The sequence below is a fragment of the Acinetobacter sp. CS-2 genome, assembly GCF_016599715.1.
Classification (GTDB): Bacteria; Pseudomonadota; Gammaproteobacteria; order Pseudomonadales; family Moraxellaceae; genus Acinetobacter.
Genome location: NZ_CP067019.1, coordinates 348,426 through 372,902 on the forward strand (window position 1 = coordinate 348,426; position 24,477 = coordinate 372,902).

Consider the following 24,477-nt stretch of genomic DNA (forward strand, 5'->3'; position numbering starts at 1 on the left):
GACCAAGTTACTAAACTAATTGGGTTTCGCCAATCATTTTTTGTGATTTAAACCTCAAACCTATACCTGTTGAAACTTAAGTTGACGTAACTGCTTGGCATGTTGCAGGGTCGTATCATTAATTTCGACGCCGCCGGTCATACGGGCCAGTTCATCAATGCGCTGTTCTTCTGCAAGATTAATGATGGTACTGCTGGCCGGATCGGTCTGACGCTTTTTCACCAGTAGATGCTGATCGGATTGTGCTGCCACCTGAGCCTGATGGGTAATACATAAGATCTGTACATGCTGGGCCAAATCAGCCAGCAAACGGCCGACCATTTCTGCAGTACCGCCACTAATCCCGACATCGATTTCATCGAAGACCAGCACTTCCGCTTCGGTTTTTTCCGCATTCATGACTTGCATCACTAGGGCAATACGCGACAGCTCACCTCCGGAAGCGACCCGTGCCAAAGGCTGTGGCGGAATACCCTTGTTCGCAGTAAACAGCAGTTGAATAAAGCTAAGCCCTTCGGCACCAACCTGTTCCAAAGGTTCAAACTTGAATTCAAAATAGGCCTCTGGCAAAGCCAGCTGCTTGACCTGTTCAGTCAGTTGTTTTGCCAAGGGGATTGCGGCTTCACGGCGAATTTCATCCAGATATTGTGCTTTGGCTAAAAATTCCTGATGCGATAACTCGACCTGTTCAGCCAGGGTTTCCGGGTCTTCCAGCTGATGCAATTGTTCCAATTCTGTCTGCCAGGCCTGGTATTCTTCTTTTAGTGTCTCTGGCTGAGTGCGGTATTTACGCGCTAAACGGTGGAAAATTTCCAGTTGTGAGTTCAATTCTTCCATCCGTTCAGGATCGAAGCTTTGGCGATCGATAAACTGACGCAAGTTTGCCGTTGCATCATCAATTTCACTTTGTGCATTGATCAGTGAATTATAGATTTCAGCAAGCTGCTCACTACGACCAGCATGTGATTCCAGACGACGAATAATTGAAGAAAGTTCCTGGGTCAGGTTTTGTTCGGCTTCATCCAGCACATTTAAGCTATAACTGCAGTCAAGCATGATATGTTCATGATGGCTTAAACGGTCAAATTCCTGTTCAATCTCTTTATAGTCAATCTGGGTAATGTATTCGAGTTCTTCCAGTTGCAACTCTAAAGTTTCGATCCGCTGTTTGCGGGTTGCTTGAGCATCCAAAGCGGCTTGATGCTGGCGAATGTCTTTTTGCCAGGTGCTATAGGCATTACGAACATCTTGCGCAGGCTGATAAAAGTTGCTGTAACGGTCGAGCCAGTGCTTGGGATAGGGCGGTTCTAACAGTTGCTGCTGACTGTGCTGACTATAGAGTTGTACCAGCAAACGCCCAATTTCTTTCAGCTCTGACAAGCTGCTTGGACGGCCATTAATCCAGGCTTTGCTACGACCTGTAGCAAAAATCACCCGACGTAAATGAATTTCGCCTGACTCATCATCCAACTCGTGTGCTTTTAACCATTGGGCTTCAGGGCTGTGTTCCTGATAACTAAAAATGGTCGTCACATCGGCTTTATCCGAACCGAAACGTACATAATTGGTATCGGTACGTTCACCCAGGCAGGCAGACAGGGCATCCAGTAATAACGATTTACCCGCCCCGGTTTCACCCGTCAGGACATTGAAACCTTTTTCAATATCAATGGCTAAGTGATCAGCTAAAGCAAAATTGATGAGAGTTAAATGTGTCAGCATAAACGCATCCAAGCTGCGAAAAGTTTTAATCTAAGATAGTGAAATTTTGTTTTGGTCACAAGACAGCTTTTATTTTAAAAGGATTTAAAACATCAATATCTTACCTTATCTGAGTGCAGAAAATAAAACGCGCAGTTGAAAATAGCCGATAAAATTTGCCATCGATCAATAGCCTCTTATTTTAGAAAAAAGATAAAAAACTGATGCGCAGCTCGATCCAGTCCCGCAAAACCTGAACCATATAATGCGGATGATTTGAAGGTAGGATTAATGCTGGGGAATATTATTCACCTTTGGTTGGGAAGAAATTGGCAATAATTTGAGCTTAGCATTTCATTTATGCAGAAGTTCGTGCATCACTCTCCAGCTTTTCTTTGAAGTTTATAGAAAAAATATTTGTAAAAATTTGAAAAATATTGATTTGACTGGAAGAAACAATGATTGATTAGTTTAATACTCGGCTTTAAACTAGCTCGGGCAAAAATTATAAATGCGCATTATCTGGAGAATACGCATGTCAAATCAGTTTGATCACGTTTCGGTTGTCAAAAAGTCGAATGTTTATTTCGATGGGTTGTGTATCAGTCATACCGTACAGTTTGAAGATGGCACCAAAAAGACCTTAGGGGTAATTTTGCCAACAGAACAGGCTTTGACCTTTCAAACACATGTACCTGAACGTATGGAAATTATTTCAGGTGAATGTCGTGTCCAAATTGGTGACAAAACTGAAAGTGAACTGTTCCGTGCCGGTCAGTCTTTCTATGTACCAGGCAATAGCCGTTTTAAAATCGAGACTGATGAAGTGCTCGATTATGTCTGTCATTTCGAAGGTTAAGCATTCGTCCCGGATAAGACAAAGAAATTTTAACCTGAATCGGTTAAACTAGATTCAAGCATCAATCCTGTAAAGCCTGCTTTGCAGGATTTTTCTTTTTGTATAATTACCCATAGTCACCATAGATTTTAGAGGCCGTTCATGGCAAAACCAGAATATTATTATGGCGTTCACTCAGTGGAGTCATTATTAGAACTCGAGCCTGAGCGCGTACTGACTTTATTTACCTTGAAAGGCCGTGATGACCAGCGTTTGAAAAACGTCTTGGCTCTGGCTGAACCTTTTGGTATTAGCGTGCAACAAGCCAGCCGTGACAAACTGGAAAAACTGGCAGGCCAACCTTTTCATCAGGGTGTAGTTGCGGCAGTGCGTCCGCATCCGGTATTGAATGAACAGGATCTGGATGCCGTGCTGAAGCAAAATCCTCAAGCGCTTTTGCTGGCACTGGACCAGGTCACCGATCCGCATAATTTGGGCGCATGTATCCGTACAGCTGCTGCCATGGGGGTTGAAGCCGTAGTGGTTTCGCGTGACCGTTCTGCAAGCCTAACGCCAACTGCGCGTAAGGTTGCTGCCGGTGGCGCAGAAAAAGTGAAGTTTATTCAGGTGACCAATCTGGCGCGTACTTTGGGCCATATCAAAGATGAATTTAATGTACGTGTAGTTGGAACCATGCTGGATGAAAAAGCCTTACCGATTGATCAATTTGATTTTACCGGTACGGCAGTGTGTGTCGTGATGGGGGCTGAAGATACAGGTCTGCGTCCAATTACCCAGTCACAATGTGATCAGAAGGTCTATATTCCAATGGCAGGGAACTTGCAAAGCTTAAATGTCAGTGTGGCGACGGGGATGGCACTGTATGAAGCCTGTCGTCAACGTAACCTGTAATTTTTTCTTTGCTATTTAAAAGTTGTTTGCTATGTCTCCCCGGTCTCAAGGTTATCTTTATGTCGCCATTACCATGTGTATTTGGGGTGGATTTACCATTACTTCTCGCCTGAATGCCCAGTGGGGAATTAGTGCTTGGGATATTACCGCCTTACGTTTTGCCTTGGCATTTTGTATTCTCATGCCCATTTTACTCTATAAAAAAGACACCGCTTTTTTATGGAAAAAAGAACCTTTTATTCTGGCAATGATCGGTGGGGTAGCGTATTGTCTGACCTCTTATAGTGCCTTTCATTATGTACCAGCAGCGCATGCAGCCATTTTCCTGAATGGCTGTATTCCGCTGTGTACAGCTTTAGCTGGATTGGTATTATTTAAACAGCCTTTAGATAAACACATCCGGATTAGTTTGGTGATTATGCTGAGTGCGATCACTGCAATGAGCTTCTTGATGTATCAGGAAACCGGTGTGGCCTTTGGTTTTGGTGACATGCTATTTTTCTTGAGTGCGATCTGGTGGGGTGTATTCACCGTATTGTTACGCCAATGGAAACTTTCTGCCTGGCATTCTATGGCAGGCGTTGCCATCTGGTCGGCGATTATCTATGTACCGATTTATCTGCTGTTTTTACCGAAAAATTTAACGGCACCTGAACCTGTGCATTTAATGGTACAGGTGATTTTTCACGGTATCTTTGTGGTCATTGTGGCAACACTGACTTATGTAGAAGCGATTAAGCGTTTGGGTGCATTCAAGACCGGAAGTATCGTGACTTTGGCCCCGTTTATGGCGGCCATTCTGGCTGTACCGCTATTGGGTGAACCATTAAGTCTGGCCATTATTTGTGGCTTGATCGGGATGGCGATTGGTGCATTACAGCCATGGCGCTGGATAGGTCATCAAGACAGTTTGCAGCAGCAACTTGATCAACAAAAAAAGCAGTCCTAATCGACTGTTTTTTTTAATTTCAGCGTTTCAAATAAGCTTCATGCAGCGGTCTTAAATGGCTGTATAAATGGTCAAGATGACCGTCATTCAGCACAATATCATCAGCCAAACGACGCTTTTGTTCACGTGGCATCTGGGACTGAATAATTTTTTCAATTTGTTCAATGGACTGGTGATCACGCATAGCAGCCCGCTGAATCTGCAAATCAATCGATGCATCAATCAGCAGGGTATGATCAGTCAGTTCATGTTGGTTGGTTTCAAACAGCAGGGGAGAGACCAATATTACATAAGGGCTGGTCGCAGCCTGCAGCTGTTGAATAATAGACTCTCGAATTGCAGGATGGGTAATACTTTCCAGCGTTTTACGTGCTTTAGGATATTTGAAAATATGTTCGCGTAAAGCCCGACGATTCAGCTCGCCATTGTCTAATAGAACCCAATCGCCAAAAGTCGTATGAATCTGTTGTAAGGCTGGCTGTCCTTTGGCTACTATCTCGCGCGCGACAATATCGGCATCGACCACAGTAATGCCCTGGGTTTCAAACCAGTTGCTGGCGGCCGATTTTCCACTGCCAATCCCTCCAGTTAAACCCAAGATAAAAGTCATATATATCCCTAAAAATTATTGTCCTAAATAGATTTTCATAATCTGCTCACCCCAAATAAAAGCAATCCATCCGGCAATGGCAATATAAGGACCAAATGCAAAAGGCTGGTTCTCTTTGCGTACTTTCAGCAGAATAATGCCAATCACGGCACCTACGAAAGAAGAAAGCAATACGATCAATGGGAGCATCAATGGCCCCATCCAGGCACCTAAGGCAGCCAGAAGTTTAAAGTCGCCATAGCCCATACCTTCTTTACCTGTAATCATCTTAAACAGATAATAGACAATCCACAAACACAGGAAACCAATAATATAGCCCCAGATGGCAGAGGTTGGACTGGTATAGATACTATAGCTATTGATTCCCAAACCTAAGGCGGCCAGAGTTAAGGTATAGCGGTCTGGGAGAAGCTGGGTATCAAAATCAATAAAGGTGAGTGCGATCAGTACCCAGGTGAGGATCAGGCCAAACAGCATCTGCAGGGTAGGGCCGAATACTGCCACAATAATCAGGGAACATGCTGCAGTTAACAATTCAATGAGCGGATAGCGAATACTGATCGGATTTTTGCAAGAACCGCATTTGCCCCGTAAAAACAGCCAGCTGATGACAGGAATATTCTGATACCAGCGAATGGGCGTTTGGCATTTCGGACAGGTAGAATCTGGCTTGCTGAGGGTGATTTTTGTTTCGTCAATAATGACCTGTTCAGAATGCAGCAATATTTGACAATCCTGCCGCCACTCTTGCTCCATCATTTTCGGCGTTCGATAAATCACGACATTGAGAAAACTGCCGATACAGAGACTAAAAAGCCCAACTGCAATATATAAAGCAGTTGGGTTGATCATAAAATAAGAAATGAAATCTTGCATTAAACCACAGAACCCATTTGGAAAATTGGAAGATACATGGCAATCACCAGACCACCAACCAGCACACCCAGCACGGCCATAATGAGGGGTTCCATCATGGAGGTTAAACCATCGACCGCATTGTCGACCTCATTTTCAAAGTGGGTGGCAACTTTATCCAGCATACTGTCGAGGGCACCCGATTCTTCACCAATCGCCACCATCTGTACAGCCATGGATGGAAATTTGTTGGTAACCCGCATGGCAAATTGTAGCTGTTGGCCTGTGGCTACATCATCACGGATTTTCATCACCGCTGCTTCATAAACACAATTGTTAGTTGCGCCTGCAGTGGATTCCAAGGCATCAATCAAGGGAACACCAGCAGCAAAGGTGGTTGCTAACGTACGACTATAACGGGCAATAATGGCTTTATAGACCAGGTCACCAAAAATAGGCGCTTTGAGGGCTGCTTTATCCAGAAAATCACGGAATTTTTTACTGCGTTTTTTTGCTTCAAGAAATCCGGCAATCATTGCACCAATGGCAATAATCAGAATAAACCAGTACTTTTGCATCCATTCCGACATATTTACCACCATTTTGGTAAAGGCAGGTAAATCGGCACCAAATGAACTAAAGAGGTCCTGGAACACAGGTACCACTTTAACCATCAAAATAATGGTCACGATCACGGCAACTACAATGACAGCTGCCGGATATTTCATGGCTTTTTTGATTTTTTGCTTTAAAAGTTCGCTTTTCTCTTTATAGATCGCGACACGATCTAGCATGGTTTCCAGCGCACCTGACTGTTCGCCAGATTCGACCAGTGAGCAAAATAAATTATCAAAATATTGAGGATATTTTTTAAGTGCACCAGCAAAGGTATTCCCGCCTTCAACTTCACCTTTAATACCAAGTACTACTTCACGCATCGCTGGGTTTTCCAAGCCTTCCGCAACAATTTCAAAGCTTTGCACAAGTGGTACACCGGCTTTCATCATGGTGGCCAGCTGGCGGGTAAAAATCGTGATATCCAAGGTGGACACTTTCTTTTTCATTAAACCTTCGAGAATATTTTTACGTTTTTCCCGAATATGTTTAATGGTGATCCCCTGCTTACGTAAAGTCACTTTAGCAAGTGCCATATTCCGCGCAGGAAGTTCCCCTTTAAGTTTTTCCCCTTTACGATCAACACCTTCATAACTGAAGACGGGCATCATCTGTGCTTTTTTGACAGCCATGCGCTTATCCTTATTTTAAATTTTCATTTATTCACTGGTTACACGATTGACTTCCTGAAGGGAAGTCACCCCCTGCATAACCTTAATTAATCCTGAACGGCGTAAATTATTAAACCCCGATTTTTCAGATGCTGCTGCAATTTCAAGTGCATTACCATCCTCCATAATGATTTTCGAAATTTCAGGGGTCACTTTCATGACCTCATAAATACCGACACGACCTTTATAACCTTCACGGCACTCGGAACAGCCTACCGGTTGATATACCTGAAAGTCTGGATGTTTCAAATCTTCTTCGGTAAAGCCCATTTCCAGCAGGCTGGGTCCAGGAATCTCTGCCGGAATTTTACACTGAGGACATAGACGACGTGCTAAACGTTGTGCAATCACTAGGTTGACAGAAGTTGCAATGTTAAAGGAAGGAACACCCATATTGCGTAAACGGGTTAAGGTTTCTGGTGCACTGTTGGTGTGCAGGGTCGACATCACCATATGACCGGTCTGGGCCGCTTTTACGGCAATTTCAGCTGTTTCCAGATCTCGAATCTCACCGACCATGACAATATCTGGATCTTGACGTAAAAATGATTTAAGCGCAGCAGAGAAGGTTAAACCGACTTTAGCATTAACATTGACCTGATTAATCCCTTCCAGGTTAATTTCTACCGGGTCTTCAGCTGTGGAAATATTGGTATCTTCACGATTCAGAATATTCAAACCCGTATAGAGAGATACGGTTTTACCGGAACCTGTCGGACCTGTAATCAGTAGCATGCCTTGAGGTTTTTCCAGCGCTTGCATAAACAGTTCTTTTTGCTCTGGTTCATAGCCCAATGCATCAATACCCAGCATGGCACTGGATGGATCCAGAATACGCAGGACCAGTTTTTCCCCAAATAGGGTAGGTAATGAGTTAACACGGAAGTCGATGGCTTTGGTTTTTGAAAGCTTAAGTTTAATCCGGCCATCCTGAGGTAAGCGTTTTTCAGAAATATCCATCTGCGACATGACTTTTAAACGTGAGGCTAAACGTGTGGACAGCTGTAACGGCGGATTGGCAATTTGACGCAGCACGCCATCAATACGATAACGCACCCGATATGACTTTTCATACGGTTCGAAATGTAAATCCGAAGCACCCATACGAATGGCATCAATTAACAGTTTATTGATGTACTTAACGATGGGAGCTTCATCCCCTTGAGGACCATCATCTTCATCTTCTTTTTGACTTAAATCATCTTGCTCTAGATTTAGATCGATATCTTCATCAGAAAACTCAAAACTGTCCGCCTGGGTAAAGTTTTGTTCAATCAGCTGGTGTAATTTCTGGTGCTCTACAATAATCGCTTCGATATTCATCTTACTGCTGAAGCGGATCGCATCCATGGCTTCTATATTGGTGGGATTACTGGTTGCGACGTAGAGTAAATTCCCGCGTTTAAAAATGGGCAGAATACAATGTTTGCTAATGATCTTTTCATCCAGCCCTTCTCGGATAATTTGAGCAGAGTCATAGGCACTCAAATCAAAAAGAGGTTCTCCAAATTCTTGAGAAATTTTTTCTGCAATAGCCAAGGAGGAAATTTTCAATTGATCAATTAAAAAAGGCACAATATCTTGATTGGCTTTTTTTGCATTCAATATTGCACTCTGCATATTTTCGGCAGAAACTAAGCCATCTTCGACTAAACATCGAATAAAACCCGTAAATCTTGGTGAACCTTGTAATGCTGCCATGCTCTAATATGCCTGCTTAATCAATTTGTTTATAATTGGTATCATTGAATTATACTTTTGTTATATAAAAATACCATATCTTAAAATGTTGTCATCTACTTAATATCAGATAAAACTTTGAACCAGTCGTATTACAGGGTGAAGTTTTTCTTGAGCGTAAAAAAGGGGATTGCAAAAAAATAAGAATCGCATAAAAAAGCCATGTGAAAATTTTCTGAAAAATCTTGAATTCCGTGTAGAATGTGCGCGGTTTAATGAATTGTTTTTAATAGGTTACTGTATGTCGGGTTCGGCTATTACTCCTTGGGTTGTCGGCAATTGGAAAATGAACCCAATGCAGGCAGATGCAAAAGCGTTGCTGCAAGATTTTAAAAAATTATTGCAAAATAATGAAATTAAAGAACAAGATTGTTATTTGGGTATTGCACCGACCATGCTGGCTTTGAGTAGTGTTCAGACAGAATTGGCAAGTTCAGTGCGCTCTATTTATACTGTTGCACAGGATGTTTCCCGTATTGCAGGTACAGGAGCATATACCGGTGAAGTGAGTGCCGAACTGCTCAAAGATCAGCAAATTGGTTTTGTATTGATTGGTCATTCAGAACGTCGTGAGATTTTTGCTGAAACTGCCCAAATTTTGAATGAAAAAGTTAAAAATGCTTTAAATGCAGGATTAACCATTATTTATTGCGTAGGTGAAAGTCTAGAGCAGCGTGAAAATGGTCAGGCCGAGCAGGTGGTGTTGCAACAAATTTGTGATATTGCCACAGTTGTTCAGGCTGAACAGTGGAAAAATATAGTGGTGGCTTATGAACCCATTTGGGCAATTGGTACGGGTAAAACAGCTTCACCTGAAGACGCACAGGCAATGCATGCCAAAATCCGTGCAGGTTTAACCCAAATTACCCCTTTGGGTACAGGCATGGCAATTTTATATGGTGGTAGTGTTAAGCCGGAAAATGCAGTAGAGTTGGCAGCCTGTCCAGACATTAATGGTGCGCTGGTTGGTGGTGCATCTTTAAATGCAGAGTCTTTTTATAAAATTGCCCAGGCTTTTGCAAATACAAAATAATTAGGAGTTCAGCATGCATGCATTTGTGCTGGTAGTACATATTATCTTAGCCATTTTAATGATTGTATTGATTCTGGTACAACATGGTAAGGGTGCCGATGCGGGTGCATCATTTGGTGGTGGTGGAGCAGCAACCGTCTTTGGTGCTTCAGGTTCGGCTAATTTTTTAACACGTTTAACGGCAATTTTAACAGCCTTGTTTTTTGTCACCAGCCTAAGTTTAGCGGTGTTTGCTAAAAAGCAAACTACTGATGCCTATAGCTTAAAATCGGTACAAACGACTGCTCCGGCACAAAGCCAATCGACTGAAACTTCACCAGTTGCACCAAAAACTAGCGAATAAATATATTTAGTTCTTTCTTTTTGGGTCTGATCCGACTAGAATGCGTCACAGCTGCGGTGGTGGTGGAATTGGTAGACACGCTACCTTGAGGTGGTAGTGCCTTCGGGCGTGGGGGTTCAAGTCCCCCCTTCCGCACCAACTTATAATCCAGAGCATAAGTTGGTGTAAGCAGCAAATCTGTTGATGCGGGATGGAGCAGTCTGGTAGCTCGTCGGGCTCATAACCCGAAGGTCGTTGGTTCAAATCCAGCTCCCGCTACCAATCTTATTTTAGATGCAAACTAAAATAAGCACTTTGATAATTTAAGGTGAGATTAATTTTTTGTAATGTTGTTGCGGGATGGAGCAGTCTGGTAGCTCGTCGGGCTCATAACCCGAAGGTCGTTGGTTCAAATCCAGCTCCCGCTACCAATCTTATTTTAGATGCAAACTAAAATAAGCACTTTGATAATTTAAGGTGAGATTAATTTTTTGTAATGTTGTTGCGGGATGGAGCAGTCTGGTAGCTCGTCGGGCTCATAACCCGAAGGTCGTTGGTTCAAATCCAGCTCCCGCTACCACTATTTGATTAGGGTGCAACTTAATCAAGCAATCACTGAACAGTTTTTGATTGAAAATGATCAGCAGATTGTATATAATTTTTGCACGTTGATGCGGGATGGAGCAGTCTGGTAGCTCGTCGGGCTCATAACCCGAAGGTCGTTGGTTCAAATCCAGCTCCCGCTACCAAGTTTCTAAAAGGCTCACAAAAAGGTGGGCCTTTTTGCACAGTGGACTTTGGTTTTTCTGTGTAAATAGGGGCGATTACGCCCTTTTTTATTGGCTATCGTGTAGTGTCCGACATTTATTGGTCAAATCGTCATGTTTCACTACTAATATAGTTGAGTTAGTCTGAACCGGTCACCGCGACCATTGAATCGCACCATAATGACGAGAGTAAATGAAGCTATCAAATAAAACTCAAGCACTCCAAGACCTAATCGCTCCTGCAGTGCAAGCATGCAATGTCGATCTTTGGGGAATTGAATTTCTTCCTCAGGGTAAACGTTCTTTATTGCGTATCTATATCGATAAAGCAGATGAAAATAACGAACAACCTGTCATGAATGAAGATGGCGAGCTTGAACAGGGTCGAGGTATAGGCGTACAAGACTGTGTTCGCGTAACACAGCAAGTGGGTGCTATGCTTGATGTACATGATCCAATTTCTGGTGAGTATTCACTTGAAGTTTCTTCTCCGGGTTGGGACCGTCCATTTTTCCAGCTTGAACAGATGGCTGGTTATATCGGACAAACCGTTGCGCTGCGTCTGATCAGTGCTGTAGATAACCGTCGTAAATTTCAAGCCAAACTGATTGCTGTTGATCTTGAAAATGAACTTATTCAAGTGGAAGTTGAAAAGCAACAAATCCTTGAAATTGATAGTCATAATATCGACAAAGCAAATTTGATTTACCAAGATTAATTTATCCAAATAAATAAGAATCTGAACGAATAGGTGACTTATGGCACGTGAAATTCTTACCGTAGTAGAAACGGTTAGTAACGAAAAAGGTGTACCTCGTGAAGCGATCTTTGAAGCGCTAGAACAAGCGCTTGTTGCTGCGACTAAAAAGAAATTTTATGAAGGCACAAACTCGGAAGAAGCACGTTTACGTGTGGAAATCGATCGTAAAACAGGTGATTACCGTACTTTCCGTCAATGGGAAGTGGTGGCTGATGAAGATCACGAAATGCCGGCATGTCAGGATGCAATTTCGGATGTGGATCCTGCCAAATGGTCTATTGGTGACATTCGTGAACTCGAAGTGGAATCGATCGACTTCGGCCGAATTGCTGCGCAAATTGCCAAACAGGTGATCGTGCAAAAAATTCGTGAAGCTGAACGTGCTCTGGTTGCTGATGCCTATGAATCTAAAGTCGGTGAACTCATCTACGGTGAAGTGAAAAAGCAAACCAAAGATGGCTTTATTATTGACTTGGGTGACAATGCGGAAGCTTATCTTGCCCGTGAAGAGATGATTCCTAAAGAAATTCTTCGTCCGAAGCAACGTGTAAACGCGATTTTATATAGCGTGAACCGTGAAGGTCGCGGTGCACAACTGTTATTGTCACGTGCACGTCCTGAAATGCTGATTGCATTGATGAAAAAAGAAATTCCTGAAATTTCTGAAGAAATCATCGAAATTAAAGCAGCTGCACGCCAGCCGGGTGTTCGTGCTAAAATTGCTGTGAAAACCAACGATCACCGTATTGATCCTGTAGGTGCATGTATTGGTATGCGTGGTACACGTATCCAGGCTGTACAGTCAGAACTCAATGGTGAACGTATTGATGTGGTGGTGTGGTCTGATGATCCGGCACAGTACATTGCTAGTGCGCTAGAACCTGCAGATGTATCCAGTATTGTGATTGATGAAGATGTTCACAGTGCAGATATCATTTTTGCGGCGAGCGATCAGTTGGCACGTGCTATTGGTTCACAAGGTCAAAATGTCCGTTTAGCCTCTGAATTGACTGGCTACAAATTGGATATGATGCTCGAAGAGGAATTCTACGCACGTCAACAAAATGAAGCTCAACAATATCTCGACATGTTTGTCACCCGTCTGGATATTGAAGAAGACTTGGCAATGGCTTTGGTTGAAATGGGCTTTACTTCTTTGGAAGAAATTGCTTATGTTCCAGCTGAAACATTTGATGAAATCGAACTGGATGCTGAAACAGTTGAATTATTGCAAAGCCGTGCGAAGGAAATTACCTTGGCTGATGCATTGAAACAACAAGAAAACATTCAAGAACCAAGTGCTGAACTTGTGGCAATGCAAGGGATGACACAGGAAATCGCATATGCCCTTGCGGCTCGCGGTGTGGTGACTGTAGATGATTTAGCTGACCAAGCCACTGACGATATTGAAGACATTGAAGGTTTAGGTACGGAAAAAGCGGGTCAACTTATTATGAAAGCGCGCGAATCATGGTTTAACTAGGAGGAAATATATGACGGACAAGTCGATTAAAGAGTTGGCTCTCAGCGTGGATCGCCCCGTTGAGAAGCTCCTAGAGCAGGTTCGTGACGCAGGTTTACCCCAACGTAAAGCTGAAGATATTATTTCCACTGAACAACAAAATACCCTCGTTAACCATTTGAAGAAAGTTCATGGTCAGGACGATGGGAATGCAGGAAAAATCACGTTGAAACGTAAAACAACCAGTACTGCTAAAGTGGCCAGTACATCAGGTAAGGCGAAAACAATTAATGTAGAAGTTCGTAAGAAGCATACATTTGTTAAGCCAGATCCGGAACAGATTAAAGCTGAAGCTTTAGCGAAGGCACAAGCCGAACAGAATTCGCGTGAAGTTGAGCAAAAGCCAGCAGCGAAAGCTGAAGAACCTAAGCAACAACCTGAATCTAAAGCAAAACAGGCTTTAGAAGCAATGCGTGCAGCAGCGAAGCAAGAAACTGCGAAGCAAGAAGTACCAAAAGCAGCGGTTGTGGTAAAACGCAAGTCAAACAACAAGCCGATTGTAAAACAGCCGGTTAAAGTGACTGAAACACCAGAACAGAAGAAAGCACGTGAAGCACAAGCTGCACAGTTAAAAGCAGTTGAAGAAGCAGCACGTCGTAAATCGGCTGAAGAAGCACAACAACGTACGCTTGAACAAATGCGTCAAATGGCTTCCAAGTATTCTTCTGAAGATGCCACGGCAACAATTCGTGTGATTGATGATTCTCCACTGGCTGCCGGTCTGGTTGGTCAGGCGTATGAAGATTCTTTTGCGAAAGAAGACCGTGAAATTAAACGTGGTGGCAATACCACCAATGCGCGTGCACCGAAAAAAGGTGGCCGTCGTGGCGAAGAGCAATCTTTCCGTGATAACTCGCATAAACGCGGTTTAAAATCAAGTCAGGCGAACAAGCATGGCTTTGAAAAACCAGTTAAAAAACAAATTTATGATGTTGAAATCGGCTCAACCATCATCGTAGCTGACTTAGCTGCGAAAATGGCAGTGAAGGTGCGTGAAGTTATCAAGGCACTCATGAAAATGGGTGAATTGGTTACTCAGAATCAGGCGATTGATCAAGAGATTGCAGCGCTTGTGGTGGAAGAAATGGGTCATAACCCAGTTCTAGTTTCTGATACTCAGGCTGAAGACAACTTGCTTGAAGCAGCTGAAGAAGCACGTGGTGCTCAAACGACTCGTGCTCCTGTCGTAACCATCATGGGCCACGTTGACCATGGTAAAACATCGCTGCTTGACCGTATCCGTCGTACCAAAGTGGCTGCAGGCGAAGCGGGTGGTATTACCCAGCATATCGGTGCTTATCACGTTAAAACGGATAAAGGCATTATCACTTTCTTGGATACCCCGGGACACGCAGCGTTTACCGCAATGCGTTCACGTGGTGCGAAAGCGACTGATATCGTGGTGCTGGTTGTTGCAGCGGATGATGGTGTAATGCCACAAACTGCGGAAGCGATTGACCATGCACGTGCTGCTGGTACGCCAATCATTGTTGCAATTAACAAGATGGATAAAGAGTCTGCCGATCCTGACCGTGTATTGAATGAATTGACCACGAAACAGATCGTACCTGAACAATGGGGCGGTGATGTACCTGTTGCCATGGTTTCAGCACACTCAGGTCAAGGTATTGATGAACTTCTAGACCTGATTTCAATTCAAGCAGAATTGCTAGAGTTGAAAGCATCTGAAGAAGGTGCTGCTCAAGGTGTGGTCATTGAAGCACGTGTAGACAACAGCCGTGGTGCGGTAACGTCTATCTTGGTTCAAAACGGTACATTGAATGTAGGTGATCTTGTCCTTGCAGGTTCATCTTACGGTCGCGTTCGTGCGATGGTGGATGAAAATGGTCAACGTATCAAATCTGCGGGTCCATCAATTCCTGTAGAGATCTTGGGTCTTCCGGAAGCACCAATGGCCGGTGACGAAGTTCTTGTTGTGAATGACGAGAAAAAAGCACGTGAAGTTGCCGATGCGCGTATGGATCGTGAACGTCAAAAACGTCTTGAACGTCAATCTGCAATGCGTCTTGAGAACATAATGGCATCGATGGGCAAGAAAGATGTGCCTATCGTGAACGTTGTACTCAAAACTGACGTGCGCGGTACTTTGGAAGCATTACACGTGGCACTTGCCGAACTGGCAACTGATGAAGTGAAAGTACGTATTATTGGTTCAGGTGTCGGTGCAATCACTGAGTCTGACGTAACGCTGGCTGAATCTTCTGAAGCGGTATTGCTTGGCTTTAACGTTCGTGCCGACAATACTGCGCGTCAAAAAGCCGATGAAGACGGTATCGACATTCGTTACTACAGCATCATCTATCAATTGATTGATGACGTGAAAGCAGCAATGAGCGGTAAACTTGCTCCTGAACACCGTGAAACAATTCTGGGTGTGGCTGAAGTGCGTGAAGTGTTCCACTCAAGCAAATTCGGTGCGGCTGCAGGTTGTATGGTACTTGAAGGTGTATTGCACCGTAATAAACCAATCCGTATTCTTCGTGATGACGTGGTGGTGTTCCAAGGTGAGCTTGAATCTCTTCGTCGCTATAAAGAAGTGGTGGAAGAAGTTCGTGCCGGTATGGAATGTGGTCTTGCAGTGAAAGGCTATAAAGACATCAAAGCACAAGACAAGATCGAAGTGTATGATGTTCAATTGATTAAACGGAGTCTTTAATGGCGGGTAGTCAACGTCTGAAGCGTATGGCCGATTCAGTTCAGCGCGAGTTGTCTGAACTGATTCGCCAAGAGCTGAAAGATCCACGCCTGGGTGGTCTGGTGACCATCTCTGCGGTGAAAGTTAGCCCAGATTTAGGATATGCCGAAGTTTATGTGACCGTGATGGGGCGTGAGCTGGGCGATGAGCAAAGTGAAGCGGCAAACAAGGAAACGTTAGATGTCTTGAATAAGGCATCCGGTTTCCTGCGTCACGAACTCAGTCGTCGTATCAAGACACGTATAACGCCTCGCTTGCGTTTCCATTACGACAAAACCAACGCGTATGGCAACTATATGTTTGGTCTGATTGCAGAAGCAGTGAAGGATTTACCTCCAGCTGATGATGCAAAAAAAGATGATGAATAATCGCTAAAAAGAAAAGCCACCTTCGGGTGGCTTTTTTGTGGCTGAAAATTCTGCTCAGAAGAATAAATTTGTGTAAAACGGTATAAAATTTTAAGTTAAGTTTAGAACAACAAGAACGGTTTTAGCTGACATCATTATGTGAATCATTTTCTGTTTTGGGATTGCGACGCCGGGTACGCTGCCAGGGTAAGGGACGTTCAAGTGCTTCAGGTACTTCACCACTGGTTGAGCGTAAACGTAAATGCAGTGCTGCCTGTGCCATAAGATTTGCAGACACGGGTGCAGTAATGAATGCCAGCAAAGTCAATAACAGTTCGGCAAAACCAACGCGTCCCTGAAAGGCTGAAAAGATCATGGCAGCAATCAGGAAACTGCCCAGACCCAGGGTACTGGATTTGGTCGGCGCATGCAGGCGCATAAATAAATCGGGCAGACGAACCATCCCAATGCCGCCCACCAGCATGAAGAATGAGCCAATCAACAAAAAAATTGAGACCAGGATTTCCATGAGAAGTTGCATCGCTGTTGCTCCTAGTCGACCACATGGCCAGTGGTAAAGTAGCGTGCCAGCGCTGCGGTAGACACAAATCCAAGCATGGCAACCAATAAGGCACCTTCAAATAAGGAGGTACTTGCCCAGTAGATACCCAGAATGACCACCAGACAGGTCGCATTCAGAAACAGGGTATCCAGTGCTAAAAGCCGGTCCACGATGGAAGGGCCGATTACCATACGGATCAGGCAAAGAAACATGGAAATGGTGATTGCGACCATACACAGACCAAGTGCATAAGGCAAAATACTCATGAATCTTCTCCTAATTCCACATCAAAAATTTCGATCAGTGCTTTTTCATAACGATTTTTAATTTCGATAATATCGATCTCGGCATTATCAGTACTCAGGGCGTGAACCAGAATATCACCACGATCGTGATCGATCCCTGCGGTCACGGTACCCGGCGTGGTGGTAATAATCAGGGCCAGTAAAACATTGACCTGTTCATGCTGGGTTTCCAGAGGCACACGAAACCATTTCGGATGCAGTTTATGGGTGGGACCAAGCACCTGTTTGGCTACTTTAATATTACAAACAATAATGTCCCATAACACCACAAAGAATAATTTTATGGCCAGAATCCAGTGAATATTTGGGGTGTTGCCAATAAACGGTTTGACTAGATATGGAATGGCAATGCCCAGCAATAAAGCCATCAGCAAGGTTGCCAGATCCAGACTATGCGCCAGCATGATCCAGCTTAAGGCCACAATCACGGAGACGAAGGGATGCGGCAGCCAGCGGTCCAAAAACGATGTTTTTTGCATGTTTAAGGCTCCATAGGCTTGAGTTTGGCATCATCCGGATCAGTGGCTTGCTGGTCTTGCTGCTGTCTGATCTGGCGTTGTTTATATTCTGAAATGTGCTCACCTTCTAAAGTCTTTTTCGAGATGATATACGGAATCAGATGTGCATTTGGATCGACGGTTTCACCGCCATATTTGGTTTCAGGTAAATTTTCAGGATTATAAGGCTGTACGCTAATCACCTGATTCAGGTCATCTTTGTGTAAAATGACATCTTCATACACAGCATTATTCTGGATCTGTTCAGCCGTTTTAAACATGTATTGCTGAATCGGATTTGCGCAAACCATATAGAGTACCAAGCCTGACAACAGCAAATAAATGGTTTTGTCATTGCGTATCGGGGCATGATTGGGTATGGCTTGATATGCTTTAAATGCTTCGGTTTCCGCTTGATCTTCAGGTTTGCTGGCACGCCAGAACAGAATGAATCCCACCCGGGTAAAGGCAATAATGCTGAGTAAACTCACCAGTAGCACCACCGCAATAATTACACCCTGATAAGGGGAATGTGAAGTCGCCTGCAAGATAAAAACCTTGCCTAAAAAGCCGCTAAAAGGCGGTAAACCCGCCATCATCAAGGCAATGAAAAAGAAGGTCAATGACACTGCTTTGTGCTGTTTCATTTTCGGAGCGATGTTGAAATGATCTTTGAATGTACTGCGCTGTGAGGTAATCCAGCCACAAAGCAGATAAAAGGCAGCGCCAATAATGGTGCTATGCACCAGATAGTACAGTCCTGCAGCCCAGGCCAAAGTATTAAATAATGAAATGGCAATCAGCAGCGTGCCAATCGAAGATAAAATCATAAAGCCGACAAAACGGCGTAAACGCTCCGCGCCAATGGCACCAATCACGCCATAAATCGAGGTGACCAAACCGATCGGAAGTAACCAGTTTGCCAGAATATCCTGACTGAAATCATCATCAAAAATCGTGCCATTGACTCGAAGAATGGCATAGATCCCCACTTTGGTCATAATGGTGAAAATGGCAGCGACCGGAGTGGTGGCTACGGCATAGGTTTTCGGTAGCCAAAAACCGACTGGTAACATTGCAGCCTTGATGCCAAAGACCACAAATAACAACAAGCCGCCTGCAACGGCCAGGATATGCTGATCTGGTTCTAGCAGCGGGATTAAACGTGCAATATCGGTCATGTTTAAACTGCCGATACTGCCGTAGATCATGCCTAGACCAATCAGGAACAGTGCAGAGGCCAACAGGTTTATAGTGACGTAGTGAATACCGAGTTGAAAACGGGCCTTGCCTTGTCCGTGTAGCAGCAGGACATAAGAGGCCATCAACAGGATTTCAAAGAATACGAATAAATTAAATAAATCCCCGGTCAGGAATGCACCGCACAAGCCCATGAGCAAAAAATGGAACATGGCATGGAAATAACGCCCTTGAGTATCCCATGCATGACTGGCAAACCATAAGATGGGTGTAGCCAGAGCGTAGGTCAGCACCAGCATCAGTGCGGAAAGCTGATCCAGAACCAGCACAATACCGAACGGGGCAGCCCATTCACCGAGGTTATAGGTACTGATTTGTCCGCTGCTGGCGAAGATTAAATACACGATGGCAGTGCTTAAGCCCAGGATTGACGAGACATAACTAATGCCACGACGCCAAGGTTGTCGCCAGTCGTGTGCTAATGAACCTTTGCCGGGATTGCCCAAAAGAACCAGTAAGAAACCGGTAAATGCCGGAATTAAAATGCTAAATATTGGGGTGTGTTCAGTCCAGAACTGGATGAATGCATTCATTAAGGCTCATCCTCGCGCGGGTCAATCGGGGTGATTTCTTCTTTTGAGTCGACATGGTCGGTACCGCTTTCATAACGGCTGCGTAAAGCCAGCTGGACAATAAAGGCCGTAGTGGCAAAACCGATCACAATGGCTGTCAAGACTAGCGCTTGAGGTAAAGGATCGGTCACTTTGCTGGTTTCAGTCAGTATAGCCGGGGCATTGACCTGAATCCGTCCCATGGCAAACAGGAACAGATTGACCGCATAGCCAATCATGGCCAGTCCTAAAACCACGGGAAAAGTACGTGCACGCAAGATCAGATAAATTCCCGTGGCAACCAGTAAACCAATGGCAGAGGCAACTAAAAACTCTAGACTAATCATTTTATTCCCCCTTCAATACTGGACCAGACATGCTGGAGTGGCGTGAGTCACCCAGGACGGAAATCATCAACATGGTGGCACCCACGACGGTGACATAGACCCCGACATCAAATAATGCAGCGGATGCCAAATGGATATCACCTAACAGGGGTGGAGCGATATGCACATGGGCACTGGTCAGGAATGGACGTCCCCAGAACCAGGCAGCGAGTCCGGTCAGTCCTGCAATGCTTAGACCTGAACCAATCCAGATTTCATATAAGCGGCCGGATTTGGCTCTGAGCATCTGTTCAGCCTGGTCTTGTCCTAAGGCAATGTACTGGATCACCAGGGCCAAAGCGGTAATCAGACCGGCAATAAAACCACCACCGGGCAAGTTGTGGCCACGCAGGAAGATATACAGGCTCACCACCAGCGCCAGAGGCAATACCCAGGATGCAGTAATACGAAACATCAGCGGAGAGGGATTAAAGCGGTAGGTCAGGCCCTGGGTAATGGTGGTGCCGTGCGCACGCATGCCATCCATTAAACACAGTGCGCCAATTGCAGCAATACCCAGTACGGTAATCTCCCCAAAGGTATCGAAACCACGGAAGTCGACCAGAATTACGTTGACCACATTGGAACCGCCACCGAGTGGCAGTGACTGCTGCAGAAAGAACCATGAAATCGAGTTGTGGTCACGGGTCAGCATTAGCCATGTAATCCAGCCAATCCCCAGACCACCACCCATGGCAATCAGGGCATCGCGCCAGCGCCGTGACACACTGGACTCATAAGGAGTGAGTTGTGGTAGTAAGGACAGGCTCATCAGCAGCAATACCGTAGTGACTACATCTACCGTGATTTGAGTCAATGCCAGATCAGGTGCAGACAAGGTCACAAACACTAGGGTCACGACAAGTCCGACAGCACCGCTAATCAGCACGGCCTTAATCCGTTCATGGTGAAACCACAGCATCATCCAGCAGGCTGAGAACAAGAGCAGCCACAACACAATGGCAATTGCTGGCGCATGGATGAGTTCACGTGTACCAGTGGTCAGGCCTTGATTGATAAAGGGCATAGTCAGCAAAGCACCACTAAACAGTACAATCCACATCAGATAGCTTTGCAGTGAACCATTTTCAGTTTGCCGTTTGAACTTGCGTGAACTCAGTAACAGATGTTTTAAAAATAAATCAAACAGCACTCTACCCTGGAATTTGCCCAAGATAGGATCAAGATCAATTTCCCGAATGCGACCGCCTTTGGCCAAAGCAAAATAGAAAATGATCCCGCCCAGCAGTGCCACAATACTCATCACTAAAGGCAGGTTAAAACCATGCCAGATGGCTAAATGGCTACCGGCAAAGTCAGACACTTGAGTGCTGGCACGTGCAGTTGCATTGACAATATTTTCCACCAGCAGCGCAGGTACAAGGCCGACCAGAATACATAAAACCGCCAGCAGTATGGCGGGTATACGCATGCCCAGCGGCGGCTCATGTGCTTGCCGGTTCGGGACCCCTGCACCAATTGGACCATCAAAAAATACCCCATGCACTAAACGGACCGAATAAGCCACGGCAAAAATTCCGGCCAGGGTTGCCAGAATGGCAGAAACAATAAGCACAGGACCTGAAAGACTGGCCAATAGTTCAGTAAAGAACATTTCCTTCGACAGGAAGCCATTGGTCAGTGGCACACCGGCCATAGAGGCGGCGGTGATCATGGTCAGGGTGGCAGTAAAGGGCAGGAGTTGCCAGATCCCACTAAGTTTACGCAAATCACGGGTTCCGGTTTCATGGTCAATGATCCCGGCAATCATGAACAAAGCCGCTTTAAAGGTGGCATGGTTAATAATATGGAAAATGGCAGCAGCAATTGCCAGTGGTGAACCTAATCCCAGTAAGCACACAATCAAGCCTAAATGACTGATGGTGGAGTAAGCCAATAAGCCTTTTAAGTCTTCCTTGAAAATGGCAAAGAAGGCAGCCATACATAAGGTGAACAAGCCCACGAAAGTCACGATATTGTGATACAGCGCTGCACCGACAAAAATTGGCGTAAAACGTGCCAGCAGGAAAATTCCGGCTTTGACCATGGTGGCAGAGTGCAAATAGGCTGAAACTGGCGTCGGAGCTGCCATGGCATTCGGCAGCCAGAAGTGAAACGGAAACTGTGCACTTTTAGTAAAGGCACCCAGTAAAATCAGCAGCAAGCTTGGAACAAATAATGAGTGACTTTGAATTTGATCCTTCATCGTCAAAATCTGGTCAATCTGATAGGTTCCGGTGATTTGGCCGAGCAGAATGAAACCGCCCAGCATGGCCAGACCGCCCATGCCGGTAATGGTCAGAGCCATACGTGAACCGCGCTGTGCCGCTTCGTAATTGCTCCAGTAACCGACCAGCAGAAAGGAGGAAATACTGGTCAGTTCCCAAAAAATAAGCAGTAAAATTAAATTGTTAGAAAGTGATATCCCGAGCATGGAGGCCATGAACAGCATCAGCAGAAGATAGAGTTTGCTCAGAGAATTTCTAGGATTTAAATAATAATAGGCATAAATATAAATGAGCGTTCCGATCCCGCTAATCAGCAAGCAAAACAACAGGCCTAAGGCATCCAGACGAAAGCTTAAGTCAATGCCTAACTGGGGTAACCAGGCCCAGGTTTGTGTGATGGTTACGCCATTAAACACATCTTTGGCTTCCAGCAGTAACAGGGTCAGACTACTCAGGCTGACCCCTAAGGCGGCTAAAGCCGTTAGCCCGCGTGAAAATTTCAGCCACGAGACAAGGGTTGTGCCTAGTACTAACGGTAGCAAAATAATAATCGGTAGCACACTCATATCCAAAGTCGTGAGTTAGGCTATAAACACCTAAGCGTGAATCTTATCTTCCAACGATTACAGGAATGCAAAGAACAATCCAAACTTCTCAATCTTGAAAGCCGGTTTGAGTTAAAAAATGAAAAACAAGCTGTGTTGCGCAACCTGTAAAAAAGTCATAGTAGAATCGGATTTTACTATTAAACTTTAAATATACATGATCTTATTGCATGAGTAAAACAACATCAATTATTTTTGCGCGCACACTTGGGTTTGTTAACATTTCATAAATACTTGCCTGACTTATTATACGCCCCTGCATGCTTGAGGGGCGTAGCGTGTTTAGCCAGATACAATGCTAAACAGGATTTTTTAAAGAGATACTGAGTATTTTCGAATACCATTCAAATTGTTGTGTCATGAGATAGGATGAGAGGAAGAGGTGTCATCCTGCTGTTGCATTAAGTGCAATAATTCTGTTTGTTGTTCGGGTGTTAAATATTGCTGGATCTGCTCTAACAGGCTTTGTGGGGTCATGCTTTCTGGTACAGGCTCGGTTAAGGCATCGGTTTCAATCACTTCCTCATTAAACACCAGATTTTCATAAATTGAATCAAATTCTTCCTTGAGCGGTTGCAATTGCATATCAAACAGCTGCTTATGTTCCAGTTTTAAACATTGATATTCCACTGCATGTTCTAGTAATTCCATGCGGTTGCCGGTGGCAATAATCTGCAGACGCGGAAACGCCTGATGCAGGCGTTGTAAAATTACTTGCGAGGTATTTTGATCCAGCTGGTGGTCAATGGCATCAATTAGCAAAATACCGTCGCCTTCCAGACAGGGATATAAACTTTTGGGATTTAGCAGGCACAAACGCCGTACAATATCTCCCACCAGGGCGATCCAGTTTTTAACACTGTTGGAAAGTTGCTGATAGAGCATGGTTTTTCCCGCATAACTCACCAGCAGTTGCAATTTAGGCTGATACTGCACATAAATATCTTCAAAATTGGGAAGAACGGTGCTCAAAACCTGTTTTAAAGCGTCCAGACTCGGCGCGTTCATTTGCTTTTGGGCATTGACCAATTGTTGTAAAAAATCTTTGTCTTTATTTTTCTGGATGGACGAATTGGTAATGAGCTGCTGAAACAGCTGCGCAATCTGGGCATTTTCAATATCGCTGATTTCACGAAACCATTCAAAGAAACGGCTAAAGGTGGTATAGGGAATGCTGGAAATTTCATAGGCATGTGAAGTCTGAAACACCACCGGATTATTTTTGCTCTGAATATTCATTTCATGGACAAAACGTTCTGCCGGGTAATAGGCAATCAAGGGCAAGCCTTGCTGCTGATCGTGCTTCAGCGCGTTATGATAGAGTTCCACCAGATTGTCCAATTGCTGGGTTTCGGCTTTGCTGGTGCCAATGCCATGACTATTTAAAGTTTTATAAATCTGCCAGTCACACGTCGTCAGGGTCTTGTCTGCAGCTTCGCTAGAGGCATTTAAAGTCCCAATATCGGGAGGAATCTGAACCCGAATATCAATTTTGGATTGCAGGCGGGTAAACATGATGTCCTGATCCTGCATGACCACACCGGCAGCACGCGAGTCTTTATAACGGGCTGCAAACCAGGTGAGTGCCTGATAGGTGAATTTTAAAATGCCAGTTTTACCGGAGCTTTGATCGCCCAGAATCAGGGTGATGGGCTTGTCATTAAAGTTCAGCTTGAGATCGGCAAAATGAAGCGCGTGTTTGAGTTGAATGGAGTCAATTTTCAT

General features: G+C 44.6%; 21 protein-coding genes and 5 tRNA genes. 14 read left to right on the top strand and 12 right to left on the bottom strand.

The window, feature by feature from the left end:
- Window positions 1–60 precede the first annotated feature (60 nt).
- Window positions 61–1,722 (bottom strand): DNA repair protein RecN, encoded by a 1,662-nt coding sequence (gene recN, locus JFY49_RS01600; protein ID WP_086195200.1) that lies wholly within the window; start codon window positions 1,720–1,722, stop codon window positions 61–63.
- A gap of 514 nt (window positions 1,723–2,236) precedes the next feature.
- On the opposite strand from recN, the gene JFY49_RS01605 reads away from it, so the two are divergent.
- The 3 genes from JFY49_RS01605 (at window position 2,237) to JFY49_RS01615 (ending at window position 4,400) form a co-directional block, all read left to right on the top strand.
- A complete protein-coding gene (locus tag JFY49_RS01605) occupies window positions 2,237–2,560 on the top strand; it encodes a pyrimidine/purine nucleoside phosphorylase (protein ID WP_086195201.1) in 324 nt (107 codons plus the stop codon).
- Window positions 2,561–2,701: 141 nt separating this feature from the next.
- Entirely contained in the window at window positions 2,702–3,451 is a 750-nt protein-coding gene (gene rlmB, locus JFY49_RS01610) for a 23S rRNA (guanosine(2251)-2'-O)-methyltransferase RlmB (RefSeq protein ID WP_086195202.1), read from the top strand.
- A gap of 31 nt (window positions 3,452–3,482) precedes the next feature.
- Window positions 3,483–4,400: a DMT family transporter gene (locus tag JFY49_RS01615; protein ID WP_086195203.1), complete on the top strand. Its 918-nt coding sequence runs from the start codon at window positions 3,483–3,485 to the stop codon at window positions 4,398–4,400.
- A 19-nt stretch (window positions 4,401–4,419) separates the two neighbouring features.
- Here JFY49_RS01615 and coaE read toward each other — a convergent pair whose 3' ends face one another.
- From coaE to pilB, 4 genes are read right to left on the bottom strand one after another with little or no spacing between them, the layout of a single operon-like run.
- A complete protein-coding gene (gene coaE / locus JFY49_RS01620) occupies window positions 4,420–5,010 on the bottom strand; it encodes a dephospho-CoA kinase (RefSeq protein WP_086195204.1) in 591 nt (196 codons plus the stop codon).
- Between the two features lie 15 nt (window positions 5,011–5,025).
- On the bottom strand, window positions 5,026–5,886 hold the full coding sequence (locus JFY49_RS17615; RefSeq protein ID WP_086195205.1) for a prepilin peptidase: 861 nt from the start codon (window positions 5,884–5,886) through the stop codon (window positions 5,026–5,028).
- Window positions 5,886–7,112, bottom strand: coding sequence for a type II secretion system F family protein (locus tag JFY49_RS01630; protein ID WP_086195206.1), 1,227 nt, complete (start codon window positions 7,110–7,112; stop codon window positions 5,886–5,888). The genes JFY49_RS17615 and JFY49_RS01630 overlap by 1 nt, the downstream gene beginning before the upstream one ends.
- Before the next feature lie 27 nt (window positions 7,113–7,139).
- On the bottom strand, window positions 7,140–8,852 hold the full coding sequence (gene pilB, locus JFY49_RS01635; protein WP_086195207.1) for a type IV-A pilus assembly ATPase PilB: 1,713 nt from the start codon (window positions 8,850–8,852) through the stop codon (window positions 7,140–7,142).
- Window positions 8,853–9,132: 280 nt separating this feature from the next.
- Between pilB and tpiA the strand changes: the two genes are divergently transcribed.
- The 11 genes from tpiA (at window position 9,133) to JFY49_RS01690 (ending at window position 16,379) form a co-directional block, all read left to right on the top strand.
- A complete protein-coding gene (gene tpiA / locus JFY49_RS01640; RefSeq protein WP_086195208.1) occupies window positions 9,133–9,924 on the top strand; it encodes a triose-phosphate isomerase in 792 nt (263 codons plus the stop codon).
- A gap of 13 nt (window positions 9,925–9,937) precedes the next feature.
- Window positions 9,938–10,267, top strand: a complete 330-nt coding sequence (secG, locus tag JFY49_RS01645) for a preprotein translocase subunit SecG (RefSeq protein ID WP_086195209.1) — start codon at window positions 9,938–9,940, stop codon at window positions 10,265–10,267.
- 53 nt (window positions 10,268–10,320) lie between these two features.
- Window positions 10,321–10,405 (top strand) — tRNA-Leu (locus JFY49_RS01650).
- A gap of 46 nt (window positions 10,406–10,451) precedes the next feature.
- Window positions 10,452–10,528 (top strand) — tRNA-Met (locus JFY49_RS01655).
- A 72-nt stretch (window positions 10,529–10,600) separates the two neighbouring features.
- Window positions 10,601–10,677, top strand: a tRNA-Met gene (locus tag JFY49_RS01660).
- Between the two features lie 72 nt (window positions 10,678–10,749).
- Window positions 10,750–10,826 (top strand) — tRNA-Met (locus JFY49_RS01665).
- A gap of 92 nt (window positions 10,827–10,918) precedes the next feature.
- Window positions 10,919–10,995: transfer RNA gene (locus JFY49_RS01670), tRNA-Met, on the top strand.
- A 211-nt stretch (window positions 10,996–11,206) separates the two neighbouring features.
- On the top strand, window positions 11,207–11,731 hold the full coding sequence (rimP, locus tag JFY49_RS01675) for a ribosome maturation factor RimP (protein WP_086195210.1): 525 nt from the start codon (window positions 11,207–11,209) through the stop codon (window positions 11,729–11,731).
- A 40-nt stretch (window positions 11,732–11,771) separates the two neighbouring features.
- Complete coding sequence (gene nusA / locus JFY49_RS01680) at window positions 11,772–13,256, top strand: transcription termination factor NusA (protein WP_086195211.1); 1,485 nt, start codon at window positions 11,772–11,774, stop codon at window positions 13,254–13,256.
- Window positions 13,257–13,266: 10 nt separating this feature from the next.
- Window positions 13,267–15,972 (top strand): translation initiation factor IF-2, encoded by a 2,706-nt coding sequence (infB, locus tag JFY49_RS01685; protein WP_086195212.1) that lies wholly within the window; start codon window positions 13,267–13,269, stop codon window positions 15,970–15,972.
- Entirely contained in the window at window positions 15,972–16,379 is a 408-nt protein-coding gene (locus JFY49_RS01690) for a ribosome-binding factor A (RefSeq protein ID WP_086195213.1), read from the top strand. Before infB ends, JFY49_RS01690 begins: the two co-directional genes overlap by 1 nt.
- Before the next feature lie 121 nt (window positions 16,380–16,500).
- Here JFY49_RS01690 and JFY49_RS01695 read toward each other — a convergent pair whose 3' ends face one another.
- The 7 genes from JFY49_RS01695 to JFY49_RS01725 form a co-directional block, all read right to left on the bottom strand.
- Window positions 16,501–16,899: a Na+/H+ antiporter subunit G gene (locus JFY49_RS01695; RefSeq protein ID WP_086195214.1), complete on the bottom strand. Its 399-nt coding sequence runs from the start codon at window positions 16,897–16,899 to the stop codon at window positions 16,501–16,503.
- Window positions 16,900–16,910: 11 nt separating this feature from the next.
- Window positions 16,911–17,186 (bottom strand): monovalent cation/H+ antiporter subunit F, encoded by a 276-nt coding sequence (locus tag JFY49_RS01700; RefSeq protein WP_086195215.1) that lies wholly within the window; start codon window positions 17,184–17,186, stop codon window positions 16,911–16,913.
- Window positions 17,183–17,704: a Na+/H+ antiporter subunit E gene (locus tag JFY49_RS01705; protein WP_086195216.1), complete on the bottom strand. Its 522-nt coding sequence runs from the start codon at window positions 17,702–17,704 to the stop codon at window positions 17,183–17,185. The genes JFY49_RS01700 and JFY49_RS01705 overlap by 4 nt, the downstream gene beginning before the upstream one ends.
- A gap of 2 nt (window positions 17,705–17,706) precedes the next feature.
- Window positions 17,707–19,515 carry a monovalent cation/H+ antiporter subunit D gene (locus tag JFY49_RS01710; protein WP_086195217.1) on the bottom strand — a complete coding sequence of 603 codons (1,809 nt, stop codon included), beginning with the start codon at window positions 19,513–19,515 and terminating at the stop codon, window positions 17,707–17,709.
- Complete coding sequence (locus tag JFY49_RS01715; RefSeq protein ID WP_086195218.1) at window positions 19,515–19,880, bottom strand: Na+/H+ antiporter subunit C; 366 nt, start codon at window positions 19,878–19,880, stop codon at window positions 19,515–19,517. The genes JFY49_RS01710 and JFY49_RS01715 overlap by 1 nt, the downstream gene beginning before the upstream one ends.
- 1 nt (window position 19,881) lies before the next feature.
- On the bottom strand, window positions 19,882–22,719 hold the full coding sequence (locus JFY49_RS01720; protein WP_086195219.1) for a monovalent cation/H+ antiporter subunit A: 2,838 nt from the start codon (window positions 22,717–22,719) through the stop codon (window positions 19,882–19,884).
- Window positions 22,720–23,109: 390 nt separating this feature from the next.
- Window positions 23,110–24,477 (bottom strand): ATP-binding protein, encoded by a 1,368-nt coding sequence (locus tag JFY49_RS01725; RefSeq protein ID WP_086195220.1) that lies wholly within the window; start codon window positions 24,475–24,477, stop codon window positions 23,110–23,112.